This window comes from Lysobacter sp. HDW10 (assembly GCF_011300685.1).
GTDB lineage: Bacteria > Pseudomonadota > Gammaproteobacteria > Xanthomonadales > Xanthomonadaceae > Solilutibacter.
Genome location: NZ_CP049864.1, coordinates 1,839,012 through 1,861,917, shown reverse-complemented (window position 1 = coordinate 1,861,917; position 22,906 = coordinate 1,839,012). Strand labels below are relative to the sequence as shown.

Genomic DNA, 22,906 nt, shown 5'->3' with positions numbered 1-22,906 from the left:
AAACGTGCCCTAGGATACCCGTCAATGGCCTAATGCTGGAGGAATGGGCGCATCAATTTGCGCAATCACGGCGCCGCCCAAGCACAGGTCGCCGTCATATAAGACCAAAGATTGCCCAGGCGTAACGGCACGTTGTGGTTCCGCGAAATGTGCAGTGACCGTGCCATCGTCGTTCACATCAATTCTGCAGTGCTGTGCGGCTTGACGATAACGTGTCTGTGCAAGGCACTCTAAAGAACGCGCCGGTGCCGTGCCCGAGATCCAATGCATCGCTTCGGTCTCAACACGCTGGCTCATCATCCACTCGGAATCATGTCCTTGGTCGACAACCAGCACGTTTCGAGACACGTCTTTTGCCACCACGTACCAAGGCGCTTGTTCACGACCGCGCACACCGCCTAACTGCAAGCCACCACGTTGTCCCAAGGTGTGGAAGTACACACCGTGATGCGTGCCCAGCGTGACCCCCGCGGGATCTTTGATTTCGCCATCCTGCATCGGCAAGTAGTTCGAAAGAAATGCCCGAAAATCACGCTCGCCAATAAAGCAAATGCCCGTCGAGTCCTTCTTTGCGGCCGTTGGCAGTGCCGCAGCCCGAGCCATTTCGCGCACACGCGTCTTTTCGATTTCTCCGAGCGGGAAGCGCGTGACATCCAACTGCGCCTCTCCCAACTGGTGCAAGAAGTAGGACTGGTCTTTGCTCGTGTCCACCGCGCGCGCCAGCTTGGCGCGGCCGTCTTCGCGCACAACGCGCGCGTAATGTCCGGTGGCAATTTGCGTCGCACCCAATGCCATCGCCGCATCTAGAAAGTGCTTGAATTTCACTTCGCGATTGCAGAGCACGTCCGGGTTAGGCGTTCTGCCCGCGGCGTACTCGTCTAGAAAATGTTTGAAGACGCCTTCCATGTACTCGTTGGAGAAATCACGGAAATGAATCGGAATTCCCAGCTTTCCGCACACCGCGACGGCATCTTTGCGATCATCTTCAGCGCGACAGAAACCGCTGCCATCATCGGCCCAGTTCTGCATAAAGAGACCGGCAACTCGAAGGCCCTGTTGTTGCAACAAGAGGGCAGCGACAGATGAGTCCACACCGCCGGATACACCGACGATCACCTCAGCTTGGCTCACGACACATGCACCAACATATCGAGCGGCGAGACTCGGCCAGCCATGGCATCGTCAATGACCTTTTGAACCAACGGACTCCTGTGCCGCGCTGCGTCGGCATGCAATTCTGCCAATGACATCCAGCGTGCCTGCACGATGCCGGTATCCAAGGTGCGCGTTTCATCCAGCGCGAGCGGTTCGGCCATGAACGCAAATCGCAGGTAATGGCGGCCGGTTTCTTCTGCCTTCCATTGATAGGCGCCGACAAAGCCCGTCAAGCGAACATCCCAACCGGTTTCTTCGCGCGTCTCACGCAAGGCGGCTTCACACAAGCTTTCGTCAGGCTCCAAGTGTCCCGCCGGTTGGTTGATCACACACCGTCCCGAAGCCATTTCTTCCACCATTAAGAAGGTGCCGTCGCGCACGACGATGGTTGCCACGGTGACATCGGGCTGCCAGAAACGACCTTCGCGATAAGTCATGCGTTGCCTTGCAAAAGTATGTAGCGTCATTGTTCCACGCTTGGCGGGCCTTGTCTGCCTGCTTTTTTCTATAATGGACGCATGCCTACAGAACGCCAATCCGAACATGAAATTGCCGTGCAAACCGGCAAGCCCGAGACCGCGCCACCACCGCGTTTCGCCGTCTTGATGATGAACGACGACTTCACACCGATGGATTTCGTCATCGACGTGCTCATGCGCTTTTTCAACATGAACATCGAAGTCGCGACCCAAATCATGCTGCGCGTCCATACCGAAGGTTCGGCCGTGTGCGGGCTGTATTCTCGAGACGTTGCCGAAACCAAGGTGGCGCAGGTGAATGAATACGCTCAGGTGCACCAACACCCCTTGCTGTCGAGGGTGGAAAAAGCTTAGCTTCGACCCCATAACATCCGGTAGTCGCTTTTAGGGGCAAAACATGTTCTCCAAAGACTTTGAACACACCATCGCGCAGTGCTACCGGAATGCACGTTTACAACGGCATGAGCTCATTACTGTCGAGCACTTGCTGCGCGAACTTTTAAGCAATCCTGCGGCATTGGAGGTCTTGACGGCCTGCAAGGTCAATGTCGAAGAGTTGCGCACTCAGTTGGATCTAGCGATCCAATCGTCCGTGGAAGTCATGCCGGAAGGGGATGAAAGCCGGGACTCCAAACCTACGCTGGGCTTCCAGCGCGTATTGCAGCGCGCGGTCTACCACGTGCAATCCTCGGGACGCCAAGAAGTCACCGGTGCCAATGTCTTGGTGGCGATCTTCGGTGAAAAAGATTCCCATGCCGTTTACTTGCTGAGCCAACAAGGCGTGACGCGTCTGGATGTTGTGAATTACATCTCGCACGGCATGTCCAAACAAGATGAAGGTGCGCAAGAAGGCCAGGGCGAACAGTCCGAAGGCGAGGGCGGTGGCGAGCCCGGTGAACGCGATCCGCTCGGCGAATTTGCAACCAACCTCAACCAAGCCGCGACCGAAGGGCGCATCGACCCCTTGGTCGGACGTGCAGACGAGATTGAACGCACGATCCAAGTGCTGTGCCGTCGTCGCAAGAACAATCCTTTATATGTCGGTGAAGCCGGCGTCGGTAAGACCGCGATTGCAGAAGGCTTGGCCAAACGAATCGTTGAAGGCGACGTCCCTGAGGTTCTTAAGGACGCGATCATTTTTTCGCTGGATCTCGGCAGCTTGGTCGCCGGCACTAAGTACCGGGGTGATTTCGAGAAGCGCCTCAAAGCCGTTTTGGCGGCCTTGAAAAAGGTGCCGAACTCGATCCTCTTCATCGACGAAATTCACACCATCATTGGCGCCGGTTCGTCTTCGGGCGGCACGATGGACGCCAGTAATCTGATCAAACCTGCCTTGTCTTCAGGTGATCTGCGCTGCATCGGTTCCACGACCTACCAGGAATATCGTGGCGTATTCGAAAAGGATCGCGCACTGGCAAGGCGTTTCCAGAAGATCGATATCGTCGAACCGACTGTGTCGGAAGCCGTGGAGATCCTGCGTGGCTTGCGTTCGAAGTATGAAGCGCACCACAGCGTGAGTTATGCCGATGATTCGATTCAAGCGGCCGTTGACCTGTCGGTGAAGCACATCAATGATCGTCTGTTGCCCGACAAAGCCATCGACGTCATTGATGAGGCGGGCGCACGTCAACGCGTCCTCACCGAAGACAAGCGCAAGGCCGTCATTGACGTTGAGGAAATCGAAACCATCGTTGCAAAGATGGCGCGTATTCCGGCCAAACAAGTCACGACCAGCGACAAGGACGTACTGCAGCATCTCGAACGTAATTTGAAGATGGTGATCTTTGGCCAAGATGCTGCGATCGAAACGCTGGCTTCTTCCATCAAGCTGGCACGCTCGGGTCTCGGAAATCCAGAGAAACCCATCGGGAGTTTCTTGTTTGCAGGCCCCACCGGCGTCGGCAAGACAGAAGTGACCAAGCAATTGGCGCAACAGTTGGGCATCGAGTTCGTGCGATTCGATATGAGCGAATACATGGAGCCGCATTCGGTGAGCCGTCTCATCGGTGCGCCTCCGGGCTATGTCGGCTTCGATCAGGGCGGTTTGTTGACTGAAAAGATCGTCAAAACACCGCATTGCGTGCTGTTACTCGACGAAATTGAAAAGGCGCATCCGGACATCTTCAACATCTTGTTGCAGGTCATGGACCGCGGTGTGCTCACAGACACGAACGGCCGCGAAGCGAACTTCCACAATGTGATTTTGGTGATGACCACCAACGCCGGCGCCGCGCAAGCAGCACGTCGATCGATTGGTTTTACGCGCCAAGACCACAGCACTGACGCAATGGAAATTCTGCGCAAGAGCTTTACGCCCGAGTTCCGCAATCGTCTGGATTCAGTGGTTCAGTTCCAACCCTTGGGCATGGACCACATCCTGCGGGTCGTCGACAAGTTCTTGATTGAACTTGAAGCGCTGCTGCTGGAGAAGCATGTGGCCTTCAATTCGACGCCGGCTGCGCGTGAGTGGCTTGCCCAGAACGGCTTTGACCCGCTGATGGGTGCACGTCCGATGGCGCGCCTCATCCAAGACAAGGTGAAGCGCCCGCTGGCCGATGAGCTCTTGTTCGGGCAACTGATCCAAGGTGGCTCGGTGACCCTCACGGCCAATGAAGAAGGTTTGGTCCTGAGCGTTGATCCGCAGACGCCCGCACCGAAGGTGGCCGCGACTGCGGATGTCGATCAAAGCTGAGACATCAGGCAACAGAAAAGGCGACCTTGAAGGTCGCCTTTTCTTTTTTAATCAATCGTTTATCGCAATTATTTCATGCGATAGGTGATGCGCCCTTTGGTCAGGTCGTAAGGGGTCATTTCCACTTTGACCTTGTCGCCTGTCAGGATTCGGATGTAGTTCTTACGCATGCGTCCGGAGATGTGCGCAATGATTTCGTGTCCATTCTCGAGCTTCACGCGGAACATGGTGTTCGGGAGCGTTTCGGAAATGGTTCCGTCAAATTCGATGACGTCGTCTTTCGCCATAAAAACAATAACTCTTGCCCAACGGGCACAGGAAAGTGCGAGATTATCGCACGATTCGCGGATTAGCGTAGGGTTGCGAGTGCAGAAGCCGGCACGACGGGCATTTGCCCTCGCCAACTGCCCATGACGCCTGGCTTCCGGCACTGGGTCGCCACCTGCGCGAGATAGTCCGCTCTCGGCAGATTGATGCCACCCATCAAAACGAGATGCGGATTCTCCACCTGACAGTCAATCAGGGGCCAGCCAGCTGCGTTCAGAACATGCGCCAAGCCAGCCAAGGCCACCTTGGACCCGCCTTCGACAAGACTGAACATGCTTTCGCCGAAAAACATTTGACCAATGGCAAGCCCGTATAGGCCACCGATGCGTTCGTTATCAGCGAAAACTTCTACAGAGTGCGCGAAGCCCAAGCGATTTAACGAGGTGTACGCGCGAATCATTTCAGGCACGATCCAAGTGCCTTGTTGGCCGGCTCGTGGCGTAGACGCGCAGGTCGCTATGACCGCTGCAAAATCTTCGTCAAATCGCACTTCCCAGTTCGACTTGCGCAGCGTGCGCCGAAACTTTGATGAGAGGTGGACGGCATCTGTCTGAAAGACCATGCGCGGATCGGGCGACCACCACAGCAGCGGATCATCGCCCGAGAACCACGGGAATATCCCGCTCCGATAGGCGTCGAGTATCGTCGCCGGTGAAAGATTGCCACCCATGCACAACAAGCCATTTGGCTCGCGCAAAGCGTCCTCTACCGGTGGAAACACCGGCGAGATCGGATCCATACAGGGCAGGGCGATTGGCATACGTCATTTTGCCTTCAATGCCGCGTCACTTGGCGATTCACTTGTTGAACGGCGATCTTTGCATCAAGGCGGCAATGTGACGGGCAGTGCCCGAACGTTCCTCATCACACCACTTTTGAATGGCGCGCCTGAAGTTGGGGGACTTGATCCAATGGTGACTCCGCGTGACTTCCGGCAAGAACCCACGCGCGATTTTGTGTACACCGCCAGCACCGGGTTCAAACGTCGCGCGCCCCGTGCGCAGGCAATGTTCGATGCCTTGGTAGTAGCAGGTTTCGAAGTGCAATCCAGGCAAGTCGTGCGTGCTGCCCCAGTAACGTCCATACAGCGTGCTTGAAGACTGCATATAGAACGCAGCCGCGATGACGTCTTTGCCCAATGAAGCGAAACAGAAGGCAGTCTGTTCAGGCATGCGCGTCACGATGTCTCGGAAGAACGATGCTGTGAGTGCGGGCGTATTGCCATACAGGTCGAATGTCCCGATGTAGCGTTCGTACATGCGCTGGCAATCGATCGCTTCAGCGTCATGCCCTTGAACCCAACGAAATTGAACGCCGGCCGCGGCAAGCTTCTTACGCTCTTGGCGCACGTTCTTTCGATGCTTACTGTCCATGCCCGCGAGGTAGTCTTCAAAGGATCGCCAATCACCGGGATTGCGCCAGATGTACTGCACGTCTTCGCGCATACACCACGCATCATCAAAGGCTTCTGTTTCGTGCGGCGCATGAAAGTTCACATGGGCCGAAGACACGTCTAGTTGGCTCGCACTCGACACAAGCGTCTCGAGCAATTGAGCCCGCCAATGCGCTGACTTGGCCAACAAGCGCGGCCCTGTCACTGGAGAGTAGGGCGATGCAACCAGCAATTTGGGGTAATAGGCTTCGCCGTGTTGTGCATAGGCGTGCGCCCAAGCATGGTCAAAAACAAACTCTCCGTGCGAGTTGTATTTGACATAACACGGTGCAGCCGCCACCAGTGTTTCATCTTCGTGCAGCGTGAGATGTGCAGATTGCCAGCCCAAGTCCGACCTGATGCAACCCGTGTGTTCGAGCGTCGACAAGAACGCATGCGCGACAAATGGATTGTCGTTCGGCATCAAAGCATTCCACTCCGTCGCATCGATGGCATCGATGCGGGCATGCAAGGCTTGGGTGATACGCGCGTTATCGATCACGAATCAAACTGCGCGCAGATCCTCCAGCACCCGCCCGTACTTCGAAATGTCTTTTTCATGGGCTTCATGGCGCCAGGTTTCAGTCAAACCAGCCTCGTACCATTCGCGCATTTCATGGAGGTGCAGCATGCGATCAACATAGGCTCTGGTGGTTCGATTCACGTCCAATCCGTAGGTTTGAATGCGATAGACCACAGGCGCAAAGAACGCATCCGCAGCGGTGAAATGTTCACCCGCCAACCATGGCCCACCGAATCTCTCAATGCCGTCGGCCCATAAGGCTTCGAGCCGCGCGATCTCTGTCTTGAGTGCCTCGGGCATTTCATGCAGTTCAACTCGAACACCGCAGTTCATCCCGCACACTTCTCGCAGCGTGGTAAAGCCCGAGTGCATTTCTGCGCATGCACTGCGCGCCCACGCACGGGCGGCACGATCGGAAGGCCAAACTTCGGCATGGCTTTCCGCAATGAACTCCACGATTGAGAGCGAGTCCCACACCGTTATGCCATCTTCAATCAAACAAGGGACGCGTTGTGTGGGTGAGAACCCGTAGCCCGAACCAAATGGCACCAAACGCTCTTCAAAGGGGATCCCCAGGACGCGTAAGAGAATCCATGGCCGCAGCGACCATGACGAGTAGTTCTTATTTGCCACATATAAAGTGCGCATAGGTCGCCTCAATTGAATAGGGGAAGTTGCAAGAGTCCGTACAGTGCCAATCCGACCAGTCCACCAATCAGTGTGCCGTTGAATCGAATGAATTGAAGATCCACGCCCACACTTTGTTCGATTTCATTCACGAGAAAGCGGGTGTCCCAAGACTCGATGGTCTCCTTGATGTAGTCCGGCGCTACCTTTCGTAAGGCACCCGCGAGGTGTTCCGCAGCAATGAGGATTTGCGCGTTCGCCAGGTTTTGCCACTGCACGTTGTCTCTGAGGTTCACTCCAATGCGTGTTGCATATGATTCGAAATACCCCATGGCCACAGAGTTTGGCGACGCGAGGTCCTCCTTCAGCCAATCGCGCATACGCTGCCACACGTGGCGCACATAGTCATTGACGGATTCGCTTTCCAACAGCTGTTGCTTGAAGTCAGCCACTTTGCCTTGCAGTTCGGCGTCGTCCTCAAGCCGTGCCAAGAGCTTGGCCGCTTCCTGTCCATAGCGAGCGCGCAGCGGGTGTTGCGGATCGTTCAAGACCGCCTGCAATTCATCAATGATGGCGTTGGCCACTTTCTCACTGAGTGCGTCCGCAATCTCATCCGTCGAATGCACCTTGTCGACCAGCCAGGTCATTTTCGGGAACTCTCGACGCGCCATGCCTGAGAGCTTTTCGCTGATATAGCCACGTACTTCAGTCTGATCAACCCACCTGCCGATCTGCACCAGCCCTGTATTCAACACGCGCTGATGATGATTACCTTCAGTGAGTACACGGATGAGTTGTGCTGCCGTTGTGGCCGCATTCCATTTCGAGAGTTGATCACGCGCGATAGATACCAAGGCGCGTTCAAGCGCCGGGGCATCCAACGCACCTAAAGAGGCGTGCACCCAAGATTGCAACTGCCGTGACAGATTTCGAACCTGAGCGGGTCGCGAGAAAAACGCGCCGAGGGCCAATGCCGGGTTCCATGCTTCAATCCGCGCCACGATTTGTTTGGGCGCGAGGAAATGGTTGCCGACAAAGTCAGCCAGCGCCGTTGCAATGCGCGTCTTGTTTTCAGGAATGATGGCCGTGTGCGGAATGGGGAGTCCGAGTGGGCGGCGAAACAATGCGACAACCGCGAACCAATCGGCCAAAGCCCCAACCATGGAGGCTTCGGCGTAAGCGCCGACCCAACCCCACATGCCCTGGCGACCCATCACATGCGCCAAGACCAAAAGCGCGACCGAACTCAGGAGTAGGGCCAACGCAATCAATTTCATACGACGCAAATCGCGCGCCCGCGCTGTGCGAGGATCAAGCAAGTTCATGCAGGCATCCTCGCACGCCGTCCATCAGCGCAACGTTGCGTCGCGCCAGATCTCACTCAGCTTTGGGTTTCCAACCAGCGTTCTGCGTCAAGCGCCGCCATGCAGCCCGAACCCGCCGAGGTAATCGCTTGACGGTAGTGCTGGTCAGCCACGTCGCCCGCTGCAAAAACACCGGGAATCGTCGTCATCGTCGCATTGCCGTTGATGCCAGAGTTCACCACGATGTAGCCGTTGTTCATGGCCAATTGACCCTCAAACAACTGGGTATTGGGGTGATGACCGATGGCGACGAACATGCCGTGCACCACGATGTCTTGCTTCGAAGCATCTTGGACCGACGCCAAGCGCAAGCCCGTCACGCCCATTTCGTCACCCAGGACTTCATCCACGGTGTGATGCCAAATAGGCACGATCTTGCCGGCATCAATCTTTGCAAAGAGCTTGTCTTGCATGATTTTCTCGGCGCGCAATGTGTCGCGCCGATGGATCAAGTACACCTTGCTTGCGATGTTGGACAAGTAGAGGGCTTCCTCGACTGCGGTATTCCCACCACCAATGACGGCCACATCTTTGTCTTTGTAGAAAAAGCCATCGCAGGTTGCGCAGGCAGACACGCCGCGGCCTTTGAACGCCTCTTCACTTGGAATGCCCAGGTACTTGGCCGTCGCGCCCGTGGAGATGACCAACGCATCCGCGGTGTATTCACCGGCGCCGCCAATCAATCGGAACGGGCGCTTCGACAAATCGGCGGTATGAATCTCGTCGATTACAACTTCTGTTTCGAAACGTTCAGCGTGAGCTTGCAAGCGTTCCATCAATGCAGGCCCCATCAAACCGTGTGCATCGCCCGGCCAGTTGTCGACTTCCGTCGTGGTCATCAGCTGTCCGCCCATCTGCATGCCGGTGATCACGACAGGCTTGAGATTGGCGCGTGCCGCGTAAACCGCTGCGGACCAGCCCGCCGGACCGGAACCCAGGATCAACAAATGGCAATGTTTAGGGGTGCTCATGGATATACTTTGTCTTATGAATGCATCAGCCCATAGTTTAGGGGATGCAGACGAAAACGGCTCCGGCGATCCTGTGCGGGCCATCAATTCTTTTAATGGAATCGATCAGATTCCTCTACGGAGCTTCTCATGCGTATCGGTGTGCCCAAAGAAACCAAGACCCTTGAAGGCCGTGTTGCTCTAGTGCCGGCAGCCGCAGGCGATCTCGTCAAGCGTGGTCACGAAGTCTGGGTTGAGAAGGATGCCGGGATCAAATCGGGGTTCAAAGACGCCGACTACGAAAAGTTGGGCGTCAAGATTGCAGCGGATGCCGAAGCGCTTTATGCCAAAGGTGAAATGATCGTCAAGGTGAAAGAGCCGATTGCCGGCGACCTTAAGCACCTGCGCAAAGACCATTTGCTGTTCTGCTATTTGCACTTGGCCGCAGAACCCGAATTGACCCGCCAATTGCTGGACATCGGCTTGACGGGCGTCGCATTCGAAACCGTTGAACTGCCGAACGGCGACTTGCCGCTTCTTGCCCCGATGTCCGTCATCGCTGGGAAGATCGGCGTGCAAGTGGGCACACATTTGTTGCATCAGCCGATGGGCGGGAAGGGAAAGTTACTCGGCGGCTTGGCTTCGACCGAACGCGGCAACGTGGTCGTCTTCGGTGCAGGTAAGGCCGGTGGCGCTGCTGCGGCCTTGGCTGCTGCAGGTGGCGCCAACGTCACCGTCTTTGAAATGCGCACGGATCGCATGGAAGAAATGATGCGTCTGGGCAACAACGTGACCGCACTGTATCCGTATCACGATGTAGTCGCTCAGGCCGTCGCCAAGGCCGATTTGGTCGTAGGTGCGGTTTTGGTGACAGGTGCCAAGGCGCCGCACGTCATGACACGCGACATGTTGAAAGACATGCAAGATGGTAGCGTCGTGGTCGACATTGCGATTGATCAAGGGGGCTGCTTTGAGACTTCGCGTCCGACAACTTGGAAGGATCCGACCTATGTGGAAGAGGGCGTGACCCATTTCTGCGTGACCAATATGCCAGGTGCCGTACCGCAAACCAGCTCTCAAGCCATCTGTGCGGCGATCCTGCCGTGGGTCAATAAGTTGGCCGAGGGTCAATGGCGCAACAACGAGGCCTTGGTGAAAGGCATTAATGTTGAAGGTGGGAAGCTGGTGCATCCGGCCTTGCTAGATATGAAGCTTTGATTCAAACTCAATGACTTATCGAAGCAAATTGAGGTAATACAGGAAGTGGCATCGCGCAATCCGACGCGTCGTAAGCGTCCAACGCCCGCACCCGAACGCGTCGCTGCGCCACCCAATCCGAGGCGTCAGAAGATGATGCGCGATCTCTCTATGATCGCCATCGCGCCGGTATTGCTGTATTTGTTCGCGAGTCTCTTTACCTACTCGTCAGCGGACCCGGGTTGGTCCACTGGCGGCAGTTTGGGGGTCACCGGTGAGCTGCACAATGCCGGTGGCCGAGTTGGCGCCTACCTGTCCTCGATTCTCATCTTCCTGTTCGGCTACGTCGCCTGGTTCATTCCTATTGCACTCGGTGCCGTCTGTTGGCTGGTCTTGTTCAAGACAGACAGCGACGGAGACGGTGAACCTGACGTGGGCGCCGCCTTCCGCTTGATCGGGATCTTTGCGTTCATCATTTCGGCGGTGGGCATCCTGCACGTCCGTATCGGGAGTGTCGAGCACTTCTCGGCGCAGGCAGGGGGCATTCTTGGCGAACTCGTCGGCCGTTCCTTGACCAAGGGTTTCGGCGCCGTGGGCAGCATGTTGTTTCTGCTGACGCTCTTGATGGTTTCGCTGACGCTCGCGACGGGGCTGTCTTGGTTCAAGGTCATGGATTGGATCGGTGGCTGGGTGCTCAAGATCCCAAGCCTGTTCCGTGCGAAACAATTGCAAGCCGTGCAATGGCAAGAAGCACGGCAAATGCGCGAAGTACGCGAGGAAGCGCGTAAGCAAGATACGGAACTTCGCGCCAAGCGCGAGAAAGTCAAAATCGAACCGCCGGCCGCACCGATCGTAGAAAAGAGTGAGCGTGCTAAACGCGACCAGCAGATTCCGCTGTTCACGGGCGGTGATCCAGGCTCAGTGCCACCGCTGGCCTTGCTGGACGATCCCAAGCCGCAGCCAAAGGGCTATGACGAAGAAACGCTTGAAACCCTCTCGCGTCAAATCGAATACAAGCTGAAAGACTTCCGCATTGATGCGCAGGTTGTGGGCGCCTATCCGGGCCCCGTCATCACGCGCTTCGAAATCGAGCCCGCACCTGGCATCAAGGTGAGCCAAATTGCGTCGCTAGACAAAGACATCGCGCGTGGCCTCTCGGTGAAGTCCGTGCGCGTGGTGGACGTTATTCCAGGTAAATCTGTCATTGGCCTGGAAATTCCCAACGTCCGTCGCGAAATGATTTACCTGAGCGAGCTCCTGCGTTCCAAGGAATACGACAAGGCCAGTAGCCCCCTCACCTTGGCCTTGGGCAAGGACATCGCTGGACATCCAACCGTCGCCGATCTTGCGCGCATGCCGCACTTGTTGGTCGCAGGCACAACGGGTTCAGGTAAGTCGGTGGCAGTGAACGCCATGGTGCTGTCTTTGTTATTCAAAGCCAGTGCCAAAGACGTCCGCATGCTGATGATCGACCCGAAGATGCTGGAACTGTCTGTGTACCAAGGCATTCCGCATTTGCTGGCACCTGTTGTCACCGACATGAAAGAAGCGGCCAACGGACTGCGTTGGTGCGTCGGCGAAATGGAACGCCGCTACAAGTTGATGAGCGCCGTCGGCGTCCGCAATTTGGCCGGCTTCAACAAGAAAGTGAAAGACGCCGCCGATGCCGGTCAGCCGATCATGGATCCGCTGTTCAAACCGTCGGGCATGCCTGATGAAGCGCCTGCTGCACTAGAACCGCTGCCGTATATCGTGGTTTTCATCGACGAATTCGCCGACATGATGATGATCGTCGGCAAAAAGGTCGAAGAACTCATTGCACGTCTTGCGCAGAAGGCACGGGCAGCGGGTATCCATTTGATCTTGGCGACGCAGCGCCCGTCGGTTGACGTCATCACGGGTTTGATTAAGGCAAACATTCCCACACGCATCGCATTCCAAGTTTCAAGCAAGATTGATTCCCGCACCATCTTGGATCAATCGGGTGCAGAAACGCTGTTGGGGCACGGCGATATGTTGTATATGCCGCCAGGTACTTCTTTGCCTGAGCGTGTGCACGGCGCGTTTGTAAGCGATGAAGAAGTGCATCGCGTGGTCGAGCACTTGAAGGCGGGTGGGGCGCAGCCGGATTACATCGACGGTGTATTGGAAGAAGTGCAGACGATGTACGACGGCAGCACTGTCGGCATGGGCGGACTGCCGGAAGCAGCGAACTCGGGTGGTGATGAAAGCGACCCTCTGTACGACGAAGCGGTACGCATCGTTACTGAAACGCGACGCGCCTCCATTTCAGGCGTTCAACGCCGCTTGAAGATTGGCTACAACCGTGCCGCACGATTGGTCGAAGCGATGGAAGCCGCTGGCGTCGTGACGCCGCCTGAACATAATGGGGATCGCACTGTGTTGGCGCCACCGCCACCGCGTGATTGATACGCGCTAAGGCAAGCAACTTTCCGAAACGGCCGTTCAGGCTCGCATGCGCATTTGAAACCGCATTCAGCTTGCTTCCGTAAAACTTGATCTCAGTTTCAACGGAGCACAGGCATGACGCTTACGAAAGCACTCACCGCCGCCACTGTGGCATTCGTGTTGATGCCCATGGCAGCCTATGCAAGCGGGCGCGAGCAACTCAACCAGTTCACGCAAGGATTAAAAACCGTTCGCGGTGGCTTTGCGCAGCAGGTCTACGATCCGAAAGGTCGATTGAAGACAAGTAGTTCGGGTCGCGTCTCTATGTCGAAGCCGAATTTGTTTCGCTGGGAATACGTGAAGCCCTATCAACAGCTCATCATTGCGGATGGCACATTTGTTTGGATTCACGAGCCCGATCTGAATCAAGTCACCAAACGTGCGCAGGGTGCGGAAGAGCAAAACAGCCCGCTCACTGTGCTCACCGATCCCAAGAAACTCGATGCCATGTTCAACGTGCGCGAAGGCGCCAAGCAGAACGGCATTGAGTGGCTGGAGCTCACACCTAAGAACAAAGGTGAAGCCAACATTGAAAGTGCACGTCTCGGTTTCAAGGACAATCAGTTGTATGCGGTCGATCTGAAAGACGCCTTGGGACAAACCACGAAGATGGTCTTCGCAAAGTGGGAGCGCAACGTTTCGCTGCCGGCAAGCAACTTCAAGTTTGTTGTGCCAAAAGGCACTGACGTCGTTGGCGAGTGAAGCGCGCACCGGCATCGTGCGTTGATTTGACGCTCACAGGCGACGGCTATAAGTAGAACGCGAACGAATTTCCAAGAGGGCGTCGGAATGAATACTCGATTCAAATGGCTCGCTACTAGCGTGTTTCTGTCAGGTGTACTCTCGGCGCTTCCTGCATCCGCGCAAAGCGTGGACTGGGCACAGATCATTGGCGCCATTCTGGGTGGACAGAACACCCAGCAAAACGGTCCCAACGGCAATGTCGGCACCTGCGGTTCGACCAACGGTCGCTCACAAACCTGCAGTATCCCCAATGGATATCGCGCCGAGTTCGTGCGTCAAGTCAGCAGTGCCGCCTGCATCAACGGTCGAACCATGTTTATCAATGTCGCCAATGTCACGGTGACGCAAGGGTGTCGCGCGGAGTTCCGCTTGGTCTCCTTGAACGGCTATCCAGGCAATGGCGGCGGTCAAAGCGGACTTCCGTATCAAACAGAGCGCGCCATTGAAAGTGCATTGCGCACGCAAATGCGACCCCCGAATGGCGAGTACAACCGGTTAAGTGACGTACGCATTATCAATGCCCGCAGCACGCCCATTCGCGGCGGCACAGCCGTCAACGGTTTGGCGCAAAGCATCTGGGGGAATCGTACGTATTCCGCCGAGTTCGACACGACTGTCGATAACTACAACCGCGTGGGCACCGTCAACTATCGATACACCTCAGGCAACGGGGGCATGCCCGGTGGCAATTGGTCACAAGGCACCGTCATGACAAACGTGGCACGCAATGCCCTTGAACGTGCCATCGAAGCAGACATCCGCCGACAATCACGCGTTTCAAGCGTGCAGGTGAAAACAAACATCAGCTATCAGCAACAGCCTGCATCCCGGAATGAGTACTACGTGCGCGGAAAATACGGTGTCAGTATCAATGACGGCAATTGGCAAACGCGTAACTTTGAAGCGCGTATTCGTACCGGATCTTCGAGCATCAACGATCTTAGAACGGACGATCAACCGTAACTAAAGTGGCTAAGAGGTTGCGTCAGTGCGGCTGTATAGTGATCGCATGACGCAACCTGATTCGCTTTTTTCTCCAATGTCTGACGAGGCACGCCCGCTCGCGGAACGCATGCGCCCGCGCGCATTGGCAGACATGGTCGGACAAAAACGACTGCTGGGCGAGGGCAGCGCACTCCGACGCGCCATTGAAGCAGGGCGTATCCACTCGATGGTGTTGTGGGGTCCACCCGGCTGTGGCAAAACCACTTTGGCCTTGCTGCTCGCGCAGTATGCAGACGCCGAGTTCGTCTCGATATCTGCCGTGATGTCGGGTTTGCCAGAAGTCCGTAAAGTTCTACAAGAAGCAGAGGCACGTTTTCAAAACGGGCGCCGCACTGTGTTGTTCGTAGATGAAGTCCATCGTTTCAACAAGGTCCAACAAGATGCGTTCTTGCCGTTCATCGAGCGCGGTAGCATCACGTTTGTTGGCGCAACGACTGAGAACCCTTCGTTCGAGCTCAATTCTGCATTGTTGTCCAGATGCAGAGTGCATGTCATGGAAACACTCGCCGTCGAAGATATTGTCACGGCGCTTGAGCAGGCCTTGGCAGACACGACACATGGCCTGGGCAACAGCGCCCTTCAGGTATCCGCAGATCGACTCGCGGACATCGCTGTCGCATCGGATGGCGACGTGCGTCGCGCACTCACGCTTCTAGAAATAGCCGCATCCATTGCATCAGAAGAAAGCAATACGATTACCGAGGCGACCCTGGCGCAAGTCCTCGCAGATCGTACCCGCCGATTCGACAAGCGTGGCGAGCAATTCCACGATCAAATTTCGGCACTGCATAAGAACGTACGTAGCTCCAATCCTGATGGTGCCTTGTATTGGTTTGCGCGCATGTTGGATGGTGGCTGCGATCCAATCTATTTGGCAAGACGATTGACGCGCATGGCCGTTGAAGACATTGGCCTGGCCGATCCACGCGCGTTGCAGATGGCCACAGATGCATGGGATGCCTACGACCGTTTAGGTTCACCGGAAGGCGAATTGGCGTTGGCGCAAGTGGTGATCTATCTTGCAAGCACGGCCAAGTCGAATGCCGGCTATGTGGCTTACAAATCGGCGGTGTCGGATGCACAGTCTCTCGGTACTTTGGATGTGCCCATGCATTTGAGAAACGCGCCTACGAAGTTAATGAAATCTTTGGGCTATTCCAAAGGCTATCAGTACGACCACGATGTCGAAGGTGGCGTTGCCTTGTCGCAGTCGGGCTTTCCTGACGCCATGGGAGAACGCGTGTATTACGTGCCAGTCACACGCGGCTTGGAAATCAAGTTGAAAGAAAAGCTGGACGCCTTGCGCGCCGCTCGCCAATCTGCCTTGGATGCTAGCGCGTAGGGCGCCGTCGTACGCCCAGCTATACTGAGCGCATCAATTATTTAGATCGGTGTGTCAATGATTCCAGTCATCCTCTCCGGAGGCTCAGGAACCCGATTGTGGCCGTTGTCACGTGAAGGGTTTCCCAAGCAATTCTTGAGTCTTGTCGGGCAAGAATCGATGCTCCAAGCGACTTGGAATCGGGTGAGTGGCGTCGCCACCGCACCCCCCATCGTGGTGGCCGGAGAAGACCATCGATTCATGGTGGCCGAGCAATTGCGTGAGGTGGGCTGTAGCAGTCCGACGATCTTGCTTGAGCCCGCTGCGCGCAATACCGCACCTGCCATCGCCGTTGCTTCGTTGGAAGCCATGTCGCATGGTGCGGATCCGTTGTTGTTGGTGCTGCCTTCCGATCACGTCATTGCAGATGTCGCCGCATTCCAACATGCGTTGCGCGACGGAGCGCGTGCAGCGGAGCAAGGTCAGCTCGTGACATTCGGCATTCTGCCCACCGCACCTGAAACCGGGTATGGCTATATCCAAGCCGAAGCGGGTGATGGCGTGCGCAAGGTGAAACGCTTTGTCGAAAAGCCGGATGCCGATACAGCACAGACGTACCTGGCGAGCGGCCAATATTTTTGGAACAGTGGAATGTTCCTGTTCAAGGCCTCAGCGTATATCGATGCCCTGCAACAACATCAACCGGCGATGCTTGACGCCTGTCGCGCTGCATTGGCGAATGCACGTCGCGAGACCGATTTCGTGCGATTGGACCGCGCCGCGTTCGAACGCTCACCTTCGGACTCTATCGACTATGCCGTCATGGAACGCACTGACCGCGCAGCCGTCTTACCGATAGACGTCGGTTGGAATGACGTCGGCAGTTGGTCTGCATTGTGGGAAGTGGCAGAACAAGACAACGAAGGCAATGCGCACCACGGCGATGTCATTGCTGAGCAATGTAAAAACACGCTGGCCTGGAGCGACCATCGCCTCGTCACATTGTTAGGCATTGAAGATGTCGTGGTCGTGGATACTGCGGACGCCGTACTGGTTGCGCACAAAGACAAAGTCCAGGAAATCAAAGCCATCGTCGCACAGCTCAAAGCGGAGGGTCGCAGTGAGCCAAGCGCCCATCGTAAGGTCTATCGCCCTTGGGGCAACTACGACTCAATTGATGTTGGCGATCGCTTTCAAGTCAAACGCATCACGGTGAAACCCGGTGCGCAGCTCAGTCTGCAAATGCACCATCACCGCGCCGAACATTGGATTGTTGTCAGTGGCACGGGACGTGTCACGCGCGGTGACGAAACCATCATGCTGTCCGAGAACCAAAGTACTTACATTCCTTTGGGCGTGAAGCATCGCCTTGAGAATCCTGGCGTCGTGCCACTGGAGTTAATCGAAGTGCAATCCGGCAGCTACTTGGGTGAAGACGACATTGTTCGCTTCGATGACGCCTACGGTCGCGGCTGATCTGTGCGCGCGACATCCATGAAAAGCACGCTGGATCAACTCGAAGCCGAAAGCATTCATATCCTTCGCGAAGTCGCCGCGGGATTTCATCGGCCGGTCATGCTGTATTCAATCGGTAAAGATAGCTCCGTGCTTCTGCACCTGCTTGAAAAGGCCTTTGCGCCCGCTCGCTCACCGATCCCGCTCTTGCATGTGGATACTGGTTGGAAATTTCGCGAAATGATCAGCTTCCGTGATCAGCGCGCCAAAGAAACCGGTATCCCACTGCACGTTCACATGAACCCTGACGGGCTTGCTGCGGGTGTCGGGCCAATCTCGCATGGCGCTGCCAAGCACACAGAAATCATGAAAACCGATGCGCTCAAGCAAGCATTGAACCTGTACAAGGTCGATGCGGCCATCGGTGGTGCTAGACGTGATGAAGAAAAGTCGCGTGCGAAAGAACGCATCTTTAGCTTCCGCAATGCCCATCACCATTGGGATCCGAAGCAACAGCGTCCAGAACTCTGGCAACTTTTCAACACACACATCGATGAGGGTGAATCCGTTCGCGTATTCCCCCTATCGAACTGGACCGAAATCGACGTTTGGGAATACATCCGGCGCGAAAATATTCCGGTCCCCGCTTTGTACTTTGCCAAAACGCGCCCTGTGATTCGGCGCGGTGGCGCGTGGATTATGGTGGACGATGATCGTCTGGCCGTACGTCCCGATGAACGCATTGAAGAAAAGCGCGTGCGTTTCCGCACCCTGGGCTGTTACCCGTTGACGGGCGCGATTGAATCCGAAGCAGAAACCTTGGACGAAATCATTGCCGAAATGCGCGCCTCACGATTCTCGGAAAGACAGGGCAGGGTGATTGACCATGACCCCAGCGCCTCGATGGAAAAGAAGAAACGCGAGGGCTATTTCTGATGCAATCCGCTCCCTTTTCCAAAACGCAGCTTCGCTTCATCACCTGCGGCAGTGTTGACGACGGAAAGAGCACGTTAATCGGACGGCTTCTGAATGACGCCGGTGTTGTGCTTGAGGACCAACTGCGCGCTGCGTCAAATGCGCAAGGCGATGTCGATTTTGCGGCTTTGCTCGATGGCTTGGATGCGGAGCGCGAACAAGGCATCACAATCGACGTCGCATACCGCTACTTTCAAACACCTGCACGTAGCTTTGTGGTCGCAGATTGCCCGGGGCACGAGCAGTACACCCGCAATATGGCTACGGGCGCCTCTACCGCACAGGCGGCCATCGTCTTGGTCGATGCTCGCAAAGGCGTGCTCACGCAAACACGTCGACACACTTGGATCTGTGGTTTGTTCGGCGTACGCGACGTCATTCTTGCCGTCAACAAAATGGACTTGGTCGGCTACGACCAATCGGTGTTTGAGGGGATATGTCATGCGTACGCGACGATTGCAGATGCCGCTGGCATTTCCACCGTCACCGCGATTCCAGTGTCGGCACTGCGCGGCGAAAATTTGGTTGCGCGATCAAGTGCAATGACTTGGTATTCGGGTCCGACCTTGATCGAGACTTTGGAATCCATCGAACCCGCCCGGGCCAATTCAAGCGAAAAGCCATTCCATTTACCGATTCAATATGTAAACCGCGCCGGTCAAGATTTTCGTGGCTATTGCGGTACCGTGGCATCCGGCAGCGTAAGGGCAGGGGAGGCGGTTGTCGTTCAACCCTCGAATCTACGTGCCACCATCACCTCCGTGCTGTGCGGCTTCGACAGCGTGGCGGAAGCAGCTGCAGGTGACGCCGTCACAGTTACATTGGACCGAGACATCGACATCAGTCGCGGCAATGTGTTGAGTGTCGCCACAGGGCCGCTCGAAGTGTCCGATCAGTTCTCTACGCATCTGCTTTGGCTGTCGTCAAATTCGATGCTGCCGGGTAGAAGCTACCGCTTGCTGTGTGGCACGCGCGAGGTCATGGCCACCATTACCGAAGTCAAACACTTGATTGACGTCGACACGCAAGCGGAACTTGCGGCAAAGCAGCTTGAGGTAAATCAAGTCGGTGCTTGCAATATTTCATTGACGGCGCCGATCCCCTTTGCCAAGTTCGACGACTCACATGTCTTGGGCGGGTTCATTCTCATTGACCGTCAAACGAATGAAACTGTTGCAGCAGGTCGCATCGAGTTTGCATTGCGACGCGCAAACAACATTCATTGGCAAGCGATTGAAGTGGATCGCCGCGCACGCGCAAACAGTTTGGGTCAAAATCCTAGGTGTGTGTGGTTCACGGGCCTGTCCGGATCAGGCAAGTCCACGATTGCCAATGCGGTGGAAAAGCAACTGATGGCGCGCGGCAAGCATGCCTACATTCTTGATGGCGATAACGTCCGCCACGGGCTCAACAAGGATCTGGGGTTCACCGACGTGGATCGCGTTGAGAACATTAGGCGCGTCGCAGAAGTCGCCAAGCTGATGACAGATGCCGGACTCATCGTCTTGGTCAGTTTCATTTCGCCTTTCCGCTCAGAGCGACGGATGGCAAGAGAGCTTTTTGAGTCGGGCGAGTTCATTGAAGTGCATGTCGATACTTCACTTGAAGTCGCCGAATCTAGAGATGTGAAGGGTCTCTACGCGAAGGCACGCGCGGGCGAAATTCCGAATTTCACGGGGATCGATTCGCCTTACGAAGCACCCGAGTCACCAGAGCTACGCTTGAACACAGTCGACGCGTCTGTCGAAGACTGTGCCGAAAAAATCATTCACGCGCTGGGGCTATAAGTCCTTCGTCCGCAGCACGCGTCAGAACGCCTTCCACCAATCGATCACAGCGCAGGCCATCGAAGCCGAAGGCATTTGCCAGTGCCGTGTCTGTGTGTCGTGCAATGCTTTCGCGCAACAGTGATCGTGCACGGAAGTAGCGTGTTCTAACCGTGGCCTCCGGGATGTCCAAGGACTGTGCAACCTCTTCGACGCTGAGTTCTTCAATCGCCCTAAGGATGAACACCACGCGAAAAGCATCGGGCAGGGCGTCTATGTGTTTTTCAATCAAGGCACGCATTTGGTCTTGTATTGCATTGTTCTCGGGTTCTAACTCTGTGCGCTCAGACAGTGAATCACTGTGCGACACACTTGGATCCTTCATCGCAATCGCGAGCGGAATGACATTGAGATGCTTGCGTCGCAATCGCCCCAAAGCTTCGTTCACCGTGATGCGAACCAACCAGGTTGAAATCTTGCTCTCAACACGAAACTTCGCCAACGCGCGCCATGCCTGCAAATAGGCTTCTTGAACGACATCCTCAGCCTCGCTGTCATTCTTGACGATCGCACGTGCCGTTCTAAACAGCAGCCGATTGTTTTTTCGCATGATGGCTTCAAACGCCACCGCATGCCCAGCTGCAGCCAGCGCGACCAGTTCGTGATCGCTCTTGCTGCTTGCATCAAACTGCGTTGCAACGACGTTCGGTGCCATGGGTGTGTTGAACGCCATATCAATGTCGTCCTACGCCGTGTCCATACACCAAGCGTCCACCCAACCAACCACCGAGTGCAAGAACAACGAAGCCTGACGCCATCAATACACCGGACACAGCATTGGGTGGGGTCGCTTGCATGTGATCCATTCTGAGCAACAGTCGGGTGACGAACAGTAGAAAGGCCACGGACATCAAACCCATGTGCCAATACCCGTCGCGGAGGGCAGGGCCTTCCGCGATTCGAGAGAACTCATAAAAACCCGCGATCATGGCCGGCAGACTCACCAGACATCCCACCGCAATGAGCCCAGCAGACCATTGCCAAAGTGGCATATCAAACACCAAGGTCGCGAAATCAGCGGCGGTCGCCAGAGACCAGCAGGCAATCGGGAAGTGCACCAGCATGGGGTGGAGTGGATGGCGCATACACTTCAGAGTACTTGGCTTAGAAGGATGAGGAAGCCTGCGACAGCGACACCCGCGTGTACCAATACGATGCCTTTAGGTGCGATCTTCTTACGAAGGTGAAACGAAGCAAGCAAGAATCCGCCAAGCGCCGCTAAAACGAGCACGCCGAAACCGATCAAGATGGATTGTGTAGCCGAGCCTTGAAGGAACAAGACAATCAGCACGACGAGCCCCGTTGCGCCGAAGGCCGCATGCAGCAAGGATGCCACCCATGGCGCAAATTTCGCGCGTAGAACGTGCGACGCCAAATATAATCCGACCAATGCCGCGATGGCAAAGGCAATCAGTGCATGATTCAAGTTCACAGCCAGCTCCTTTCAGTGTGTGCCTGTGAATTGGATGCAACGTATCGAAAAAACGTTCCCGGAGAATGCGCGCTAGGCGATCAAGCACTCAATCGTTCTTACCGGCGCGACCGGTGAATTGGTCCATTGTGTTGTAAACACCGAAGATTCGGCCTGCGACGAAGTCCCACAACGGCAGCGGCAAAAGCCCTTTCAACACCGTGCCAAGTGTGGTCGTCCAAGGCAGGTATTTGATCGGCTTACCGACGATCATTGCATGCCATGCAGCGCCCACTGCGGCATCAGGGGTCAAGATCGGCGTGAACAACGGACCTTTCGCACCTGCGAACATCCCTGTACCGATATACGTTGGGCAGAATGTTGTGACCTTCAGCGAGCGATGTCCTGCTTGCTCCAACTCTAGGCGCAAGGAGTCACTCCAGCCCAACACCGCCCATTTGGACGCGGCGTAAACCGTCATGCGCGGGTTGGATACGGTTGCAGCCGCAGATGCGATATTGAGTATGGCGCGCGGTTTTCCATCGTTCACCATCATGCGCTCGATAAACTGACGCGTGATGACCATCGGCGCGACAGCGTTGATGTCCACCGTGAACTTGATGTCTCGAGAGACATCGTGCTCCCAGAATGGTTTACCCCGGACCACGCCCGCATTGTTGACAAGCAAGTCCAATCCGCCCAGCGTGTCGATCACATGCTGTGCCGCAGCTGCCACAGCCTCTGAATCTGAAACATCCACTTGCATAGGCATCGCACGCACATTAAGCGCGCGCACTTCATCCGCCACCTGCGCCAACTTCGCCGCATCGATATCCCACAACACCACGCATCGTGCACCTTCGCGTGCCGCACGGAGCGCGAATAAGCGTCCCAATCCCATCGCCGCACCGGTAATCAGCGCGTCGCCGCCGGTCATGTTGAAGTGCATCTGCA

The 22,906-nt window shown here is 55.9% G+C and carries 22 protein-coding genes; 10 read left to right on the top strand and 12 right to left on the bottom strand.

Translation table 11 applies throughout. The annotated features are described in order from the left end of the window. Nucleotides 1-21: 21 nt before the first annotated feature. Both mnmA and G7069_RS09000 read right to left on the bottom strand, forming a co-directional pair. On the bottom strand, nucleotides 22-1,131 hold the full coding sequence (gene mnmA / locus G7069_RS09005; protein WP_166296755.1) for a tRNA 2-thiouridine(34) synthase MnmA: 1,110 nt from the start codon (nucleotides 1,129-1,131) through the stop codon (nucleotides 22-24). Then, entirely contained in the window at nucleotides 1,128-1,592 is a 465-nt protein-coding gene (locus G7069_RS09000) for an NUDIX hydrolase (RefSeq protein WP_166296752.1), read from the bottom strand. Before G7069_RS09000 ends, mnmA begins: the two co-directional genes overlap by 4 nt. A gap of 81 nt (nucleotides 1,593-1,673) precedes the next feature. Between G7069_RS09000 and clpS the strand changes: the two genes are divergently transcribed. Continuing rightward, nucleotides 1,674-1,988 carry an ATP-dependent Clp protease adapter ClpS gene (clpS, locus tag G7069_RS08995; protein WP_166296749.1) on the top strand — a complete coding sequence of 105 codons (315 nt, stop codon included), beginning with the start codon at nucleotides 1,674-1,676 and terminating at the stop codon, nucleotides 1,986-1,988. Between the two features lie 43 nt (nucleotides 1,989-2,031). Continuing rightward, complete coding sequence (clpA, locus tag G7069_RS08990) at nucleotides 2,032-4,326, top strand: ATP-dependent Clp protease ATP-binding subunit ClpA (protein WP_166296746.1); 2,295 nt, start codon at nucleotides 2,032-2,034, stop codon at nucleotides 4,324-4,326. A 68-nt stretch (nucleotides 4,327-4,394) separates the two neighbouring features. Here clpA and infA read toward each other — a convergent pair whose 3' ends face one another. The 6 genes from infA to trxB form a co-directional block, all read right to left on the bottom strand. Beyond that, the gene (infA, locus tag G7069_RS08985) at nucleotides 4,395-4,613 is read right to left on the bottom strand and encodes a translation initiation factor IF-1 (protein ID WP_166296743.1); all 219 of its coding nucleotides are present in this window, start codon (nucleotides 4,611-4,613) and stop codon (nucleotides 4,395-4,397) included. A gap of 62 nt (nucleotides 4,614-4,675) precedes the next feature. Next, entirely contained in the window at nucleotides 4,676-5,413 is a 738-nt protein-coding gene (gene aat / locus G7069_RS08980; RefSeq protein ID WP_166296740.1) for a leucyl/phenylalanyl-tRNA--protein transferase, read from the bottom strand. A 37-nt stretch (nucleotides 5,414-5,450) separates the two neighbouring features. After that, entirely contained in the window at nucleotides 5,451-6,587 is a 1,137-nt protein-coding gene (locus tag G7069_RS08975) for a GNAT family N-acetyltransferase (RefSeq protein ID WP_240912556.1), read from the bottom strand. Between the two features lie 3 nt (nucleotides 6,588-6,590). Then, entirely contained in the window at nucleotides 6,591-7,256 is a 666-nt protein-coding gene (locus G7069_RS08970; protein ID WP_166296737.1) for a glutathione S-transferase family protein, read from the bottom strand. An 8-nt stretch (nucleotides 7,257-7,264) separates the two neighbouring features. After that, a complete protein-coding gene (locus G7069_RS08965; RefSeq protein WP_166296734.1) occupies nucleotides 7,265-8,560 on the bottom strand; it encodes a DUF445 domain-containing protein in 1,296 nt (431 codons plus the stop codon). Nucleotides 8,561-8,616: 56 nt separating this feature from the next. Further along, nucleotides 8,617-9,570: a thioredoxin-disulfide reductase gene (trxB, locus tag G7069_RS08960; protein WP_166296731.1), complete on the bottom strand. Its 954-nt coding sequence runs from the start codon at nucleotides 9,568-9,570 to the stop codon at nucleotides 8,617-8,619. A 129-nt stretch (nucleotides 9,571-9,699) separates the two neighbouring features. Between trxB and ald the strand changes: the two genes are divergently transcribed. The 8 genes from ald (at nucleotide 9,700) to cysC (ending at nucleotide 20,502) form a co-directional block, all read left to right on the top strand. Next, the gene (gene ald / locus G7069_RS08955; protein WP_166296728.1) at nucleotides 9,700-10,767 is read left to right on the top strand and encodes an alanine dehydrogenase; all 1,068 of its coding nucleotides are present in this window, start codon (nucleotides 9,700-9,702) and stop codon (nucleotides 10,765-10,767) included. A gap of 45 nt (nucleotides 10,768-10,812) precedes the next feature. After that, nucleotides 10,813-13,176, top strand: a complete 2,364-nt coding sequence (locus G7069_RS08950; protein WP_240912555.1) for a DNA translocase FtsK — start codon at nucleotides 10,813-10,815, stop codon at nucleotides 13,174-13,176. 114 nt (nucleotides 13,177-13,290) lie between these two features. After that, nucleotides 13,291-13,917, top strand: coding sequence for an outer membrane lipoprotein chaperone LolA (gene lolA, locus G7069_RS08945; RefSeq protein ID WP_166296725.1), 627 nt, complete (start codon nucleotides 13,291-13,293; stop codon nucleotides 13,915-13,917). A gap of 87 nt (nucleotides 13,918-14,004) precedes the next feature. Then, nucleotides 14,005-14,922 carry a DUF3011 domain-containing protein gene (locus G7069_RS08940; protein WP_166296722.1) on the top strand — a complete coding sequence of 306 codons (918 nt, stop codon included), beginning with the start codon at nucleotides 14,005-14,007 and terminating at the stop codon, nucleotides 14,920-14,922. Nucleotides 14,923-14,998: 76 nt separating this feature from the next. Further along, nucleotides 14,999-16,306: a replication-associated recombination protein A gene (locus G7069_RS08935; protein WP_205758712.1), complete on the top strand. Its 1,308-nt coding sequence runs from the start codon at nucleotides 14,999-15,001 to the stop codon at nucleotides 16,304-16,306. A 57-nt stretch (nucleotides 16,307-16,363) separates the two neighbouring features. Beyond that, complete coding sequence (locus tag G7069_RS08930) at nucleotides 16,364-17,761, top strand: mannose-1-phosphate guanylyltransferase/mannose-6-phosphate isomerase (protein WP_166296716.1); 1,398 nt, start codon at nucleotides 16,364-16,366, stop codon at nucleotides 17,759-17,761. 18 nt (nucleotides 17,762-17,779) lie between these two features. Next, on the top strand, nucleotides 17,780-18,676 hold the full coding sequence (cysD, locus tag G7069_RS08925) for a sulfate adenylyltransferase subunit CysD (RefSeq protein ID WP_166296713.1): 897 nt from the start codon (nucleotides 17,780-17,782) through the stop codon (nucleotides 18,674-18,676). Continuing rightward, nucleotides 18,676-20,502, top strand: coding sequence for an adenylyl-sulfate kinase (cysC, locus tag G7069_RS08920; RefSeq protein WP_166296710.1), 1,827 nt, complete (start codon nucleotides 18,676-18,678; stop codon nucleotides 20,500-20,502). The genes cysD and cysC overlap by 1 nt, the downstream gene beginning before the upstream one ends. On the opposite strand, the gene G7069_RS08915 is transcribed toward cysC, so the two are convergent. From G7069_RS08915 to G7069_RS08900, 4 genes are all read right to left on the bottom strand, one after another. Then, nucleotides 20,480-21,214 (bottom strand): RNA polymerase sigma factor, encoded by a 735-nt coding sequence (locus tag G7069_RS08915; RefSeq protein ID WP_205758711.1) that lies wholly within the window; start codon nucleotides 21,212-21,214, stop codon nucleotides 20,480-20,482. The genes cysC and G7069_RS08915 overlap by 23 nt on opposite strands. Before the next feature lies 1 nt (nucleotide 21,215). Further along, nucleotides 21,216-21,626 (bottom strand): DUF2231 domain-containing protein, encoded by a 411-nt coding sequence (locus G7069_RS08910; protein ID WP_166296707.1) that lies wholly within the window; start codon nucleotides 21,624-21,626, stop codon nucleotides 21,216-21,218. Nucleotides 21,627-21,631: 5 nt separating this feature from the next. Then, complete coding sequence (locus G7069_RS08905; protein ID WP_205758710.1) at nucleotides 21,632-21,973, bottom strand: hypothetical protein; 342 nt, start codon at nucleotides 21,971-21,973, stop codon at nucleotides 21,632-21,634. A gap of 88 nt (nucleotides 21,974-22,061) precedes the next feature. Continuing rightward, complete coding sequence (locus G7069_RS08900) at nucleotides 22,062-22,901, bottom strand: SDR family NAD(P)-dependent oxidoreductase (protein WP_166296704.1); 840 nt, start codon at nucleotides 22,899-22,901, stop codon at nucleotides 22,062-22,064. Nucleotides 22,902-22,906: the final 5 nt, after the last annotated feature.

Excerpts from the sequence above, each read along its gene's own strand:
- clpS (WP_166296749.1), top strand. The coding sequence starts at position 1,674 with ATGCCTACAGAACGCCAATCCGAACATGAAATTGCCGTGCAAACCGGC.
- clpA (WP_166296746.1), top strand. The coding sequence starts at position 2,032 with ATGTTCTCCAAAGACTTTGAACACACCATCGCGCAGTGCTACCGGAAT.
- G7069_RS08915 (WP_205758711.1), bottom strand. The coding sequence starts at position 21,214 with ATGGCGTTCAACACACCCATGGCACCGAACGTCGTTGCAACGCAGTTT.
- G7069_RS08970 (WP_166296737.1), bottom strand. The coding sequence starts at position 7,256 with ATGCGCACTTTATATGTGGCAAATAAGAACTACTCGTCATGGTCGCTG.
- G7069_RS08900 (WP_166296704.1), bottom strand. The coding sequence starts at position 22,901 with ATGCACTTCAACATGACCGGCGGCGACGCGCTGATTACCGGTGCGGCG.
- aat (WP_166296740.1), bottom strand. The coding sequence starts at position 5,413 with ATGCCAATCGCCCTGCCCTGTATGGATCCGATCTCGCCGGTGTTTCCA.
- cysD (WP_166296713.1), top strand. The coding sequence starts at position 17,780 with ATGAAAAGCACGCTGGATCAACTCGAAGCCGAAAGCATTCATATCCTT.
- infA (WP_166296743.1), bottom strand. The coding sequence starts at position 4,613 with ATGGCGAAAGACGACGTCATCGAATTTGACGGAACCATTTCCGAAACG.
- lolA (WP_166296725.1), top strand. The coding sequence starts at position 13,291 with ATGACGCTTACGAAAGCACTCACCGCCGCCACTGTGGCATTCGTGTTG.
- G7069_RS08940 (WP_166296722.1), top strand. The coding sequence starts at position 14,005 with ATGAATACTCGATTCAAATGGCTCGCTACTAGCGTGTTTCTGTCAGGT.
- G7069_RS08935 (WP_205758712.1), top strand. The coding sequence starts at position 14,999 with ATGTCTGACGAGGCACGCCCGCTCGCGGAACGCATGCGCCCGCGCGCA.
- ald (WP_166296728.1), top strand. The coding sequence starts at position 9,700 with ATGCGTATCGGTGTGCCCAAAGAAACCAAGACCCTTGAAGGCCGTGTT.
- cysC (WP_166296710.1), top strand. The coding sequence starts at position 18,676 with ATGCAATCCGCTCCCTTTTCCAAAACGCAGCTTCGCTTCATCACCTGC.
- G7069_RS08930 (WP_166296716.1), top strand. The coding sequence starts at position 16,364 with ATGATTCCAGTCATCCTCTCCGGAGGCTCAGGAACCCGATTGTGGCCG.
- G7069_RS09000 (WP_166296752.1), bottom strand. The coding sequence starts at position 1,592 with ATGACTTATCGCGAAGGTCGTTTCTGGCAGCCCGATGTCACCGTGGCA.
- G7069_RS08965 (WP_166296734.1), bottom strand. The coding sequence starts at position 8,560 with ATGAACTTGCTTGATCCTCGCACAGCGCGGGCGCGCGATTTGCGTCGT.
- trxB (WP_166296731.1), bottom strand. The coding sequence starts at position 9,570 with ATGAGCACCCCTAAACATTGCCATTTGTTGATCCTGGGTTCCGGTCCG.
- G7069_RS08910 (WP_166296707.1), bottom strand. The coding sequence starts at position 21,626 with ATGCGCCATCCACTCCACCCCATGCTGGTGCACTTCCCGATTGCCTGC.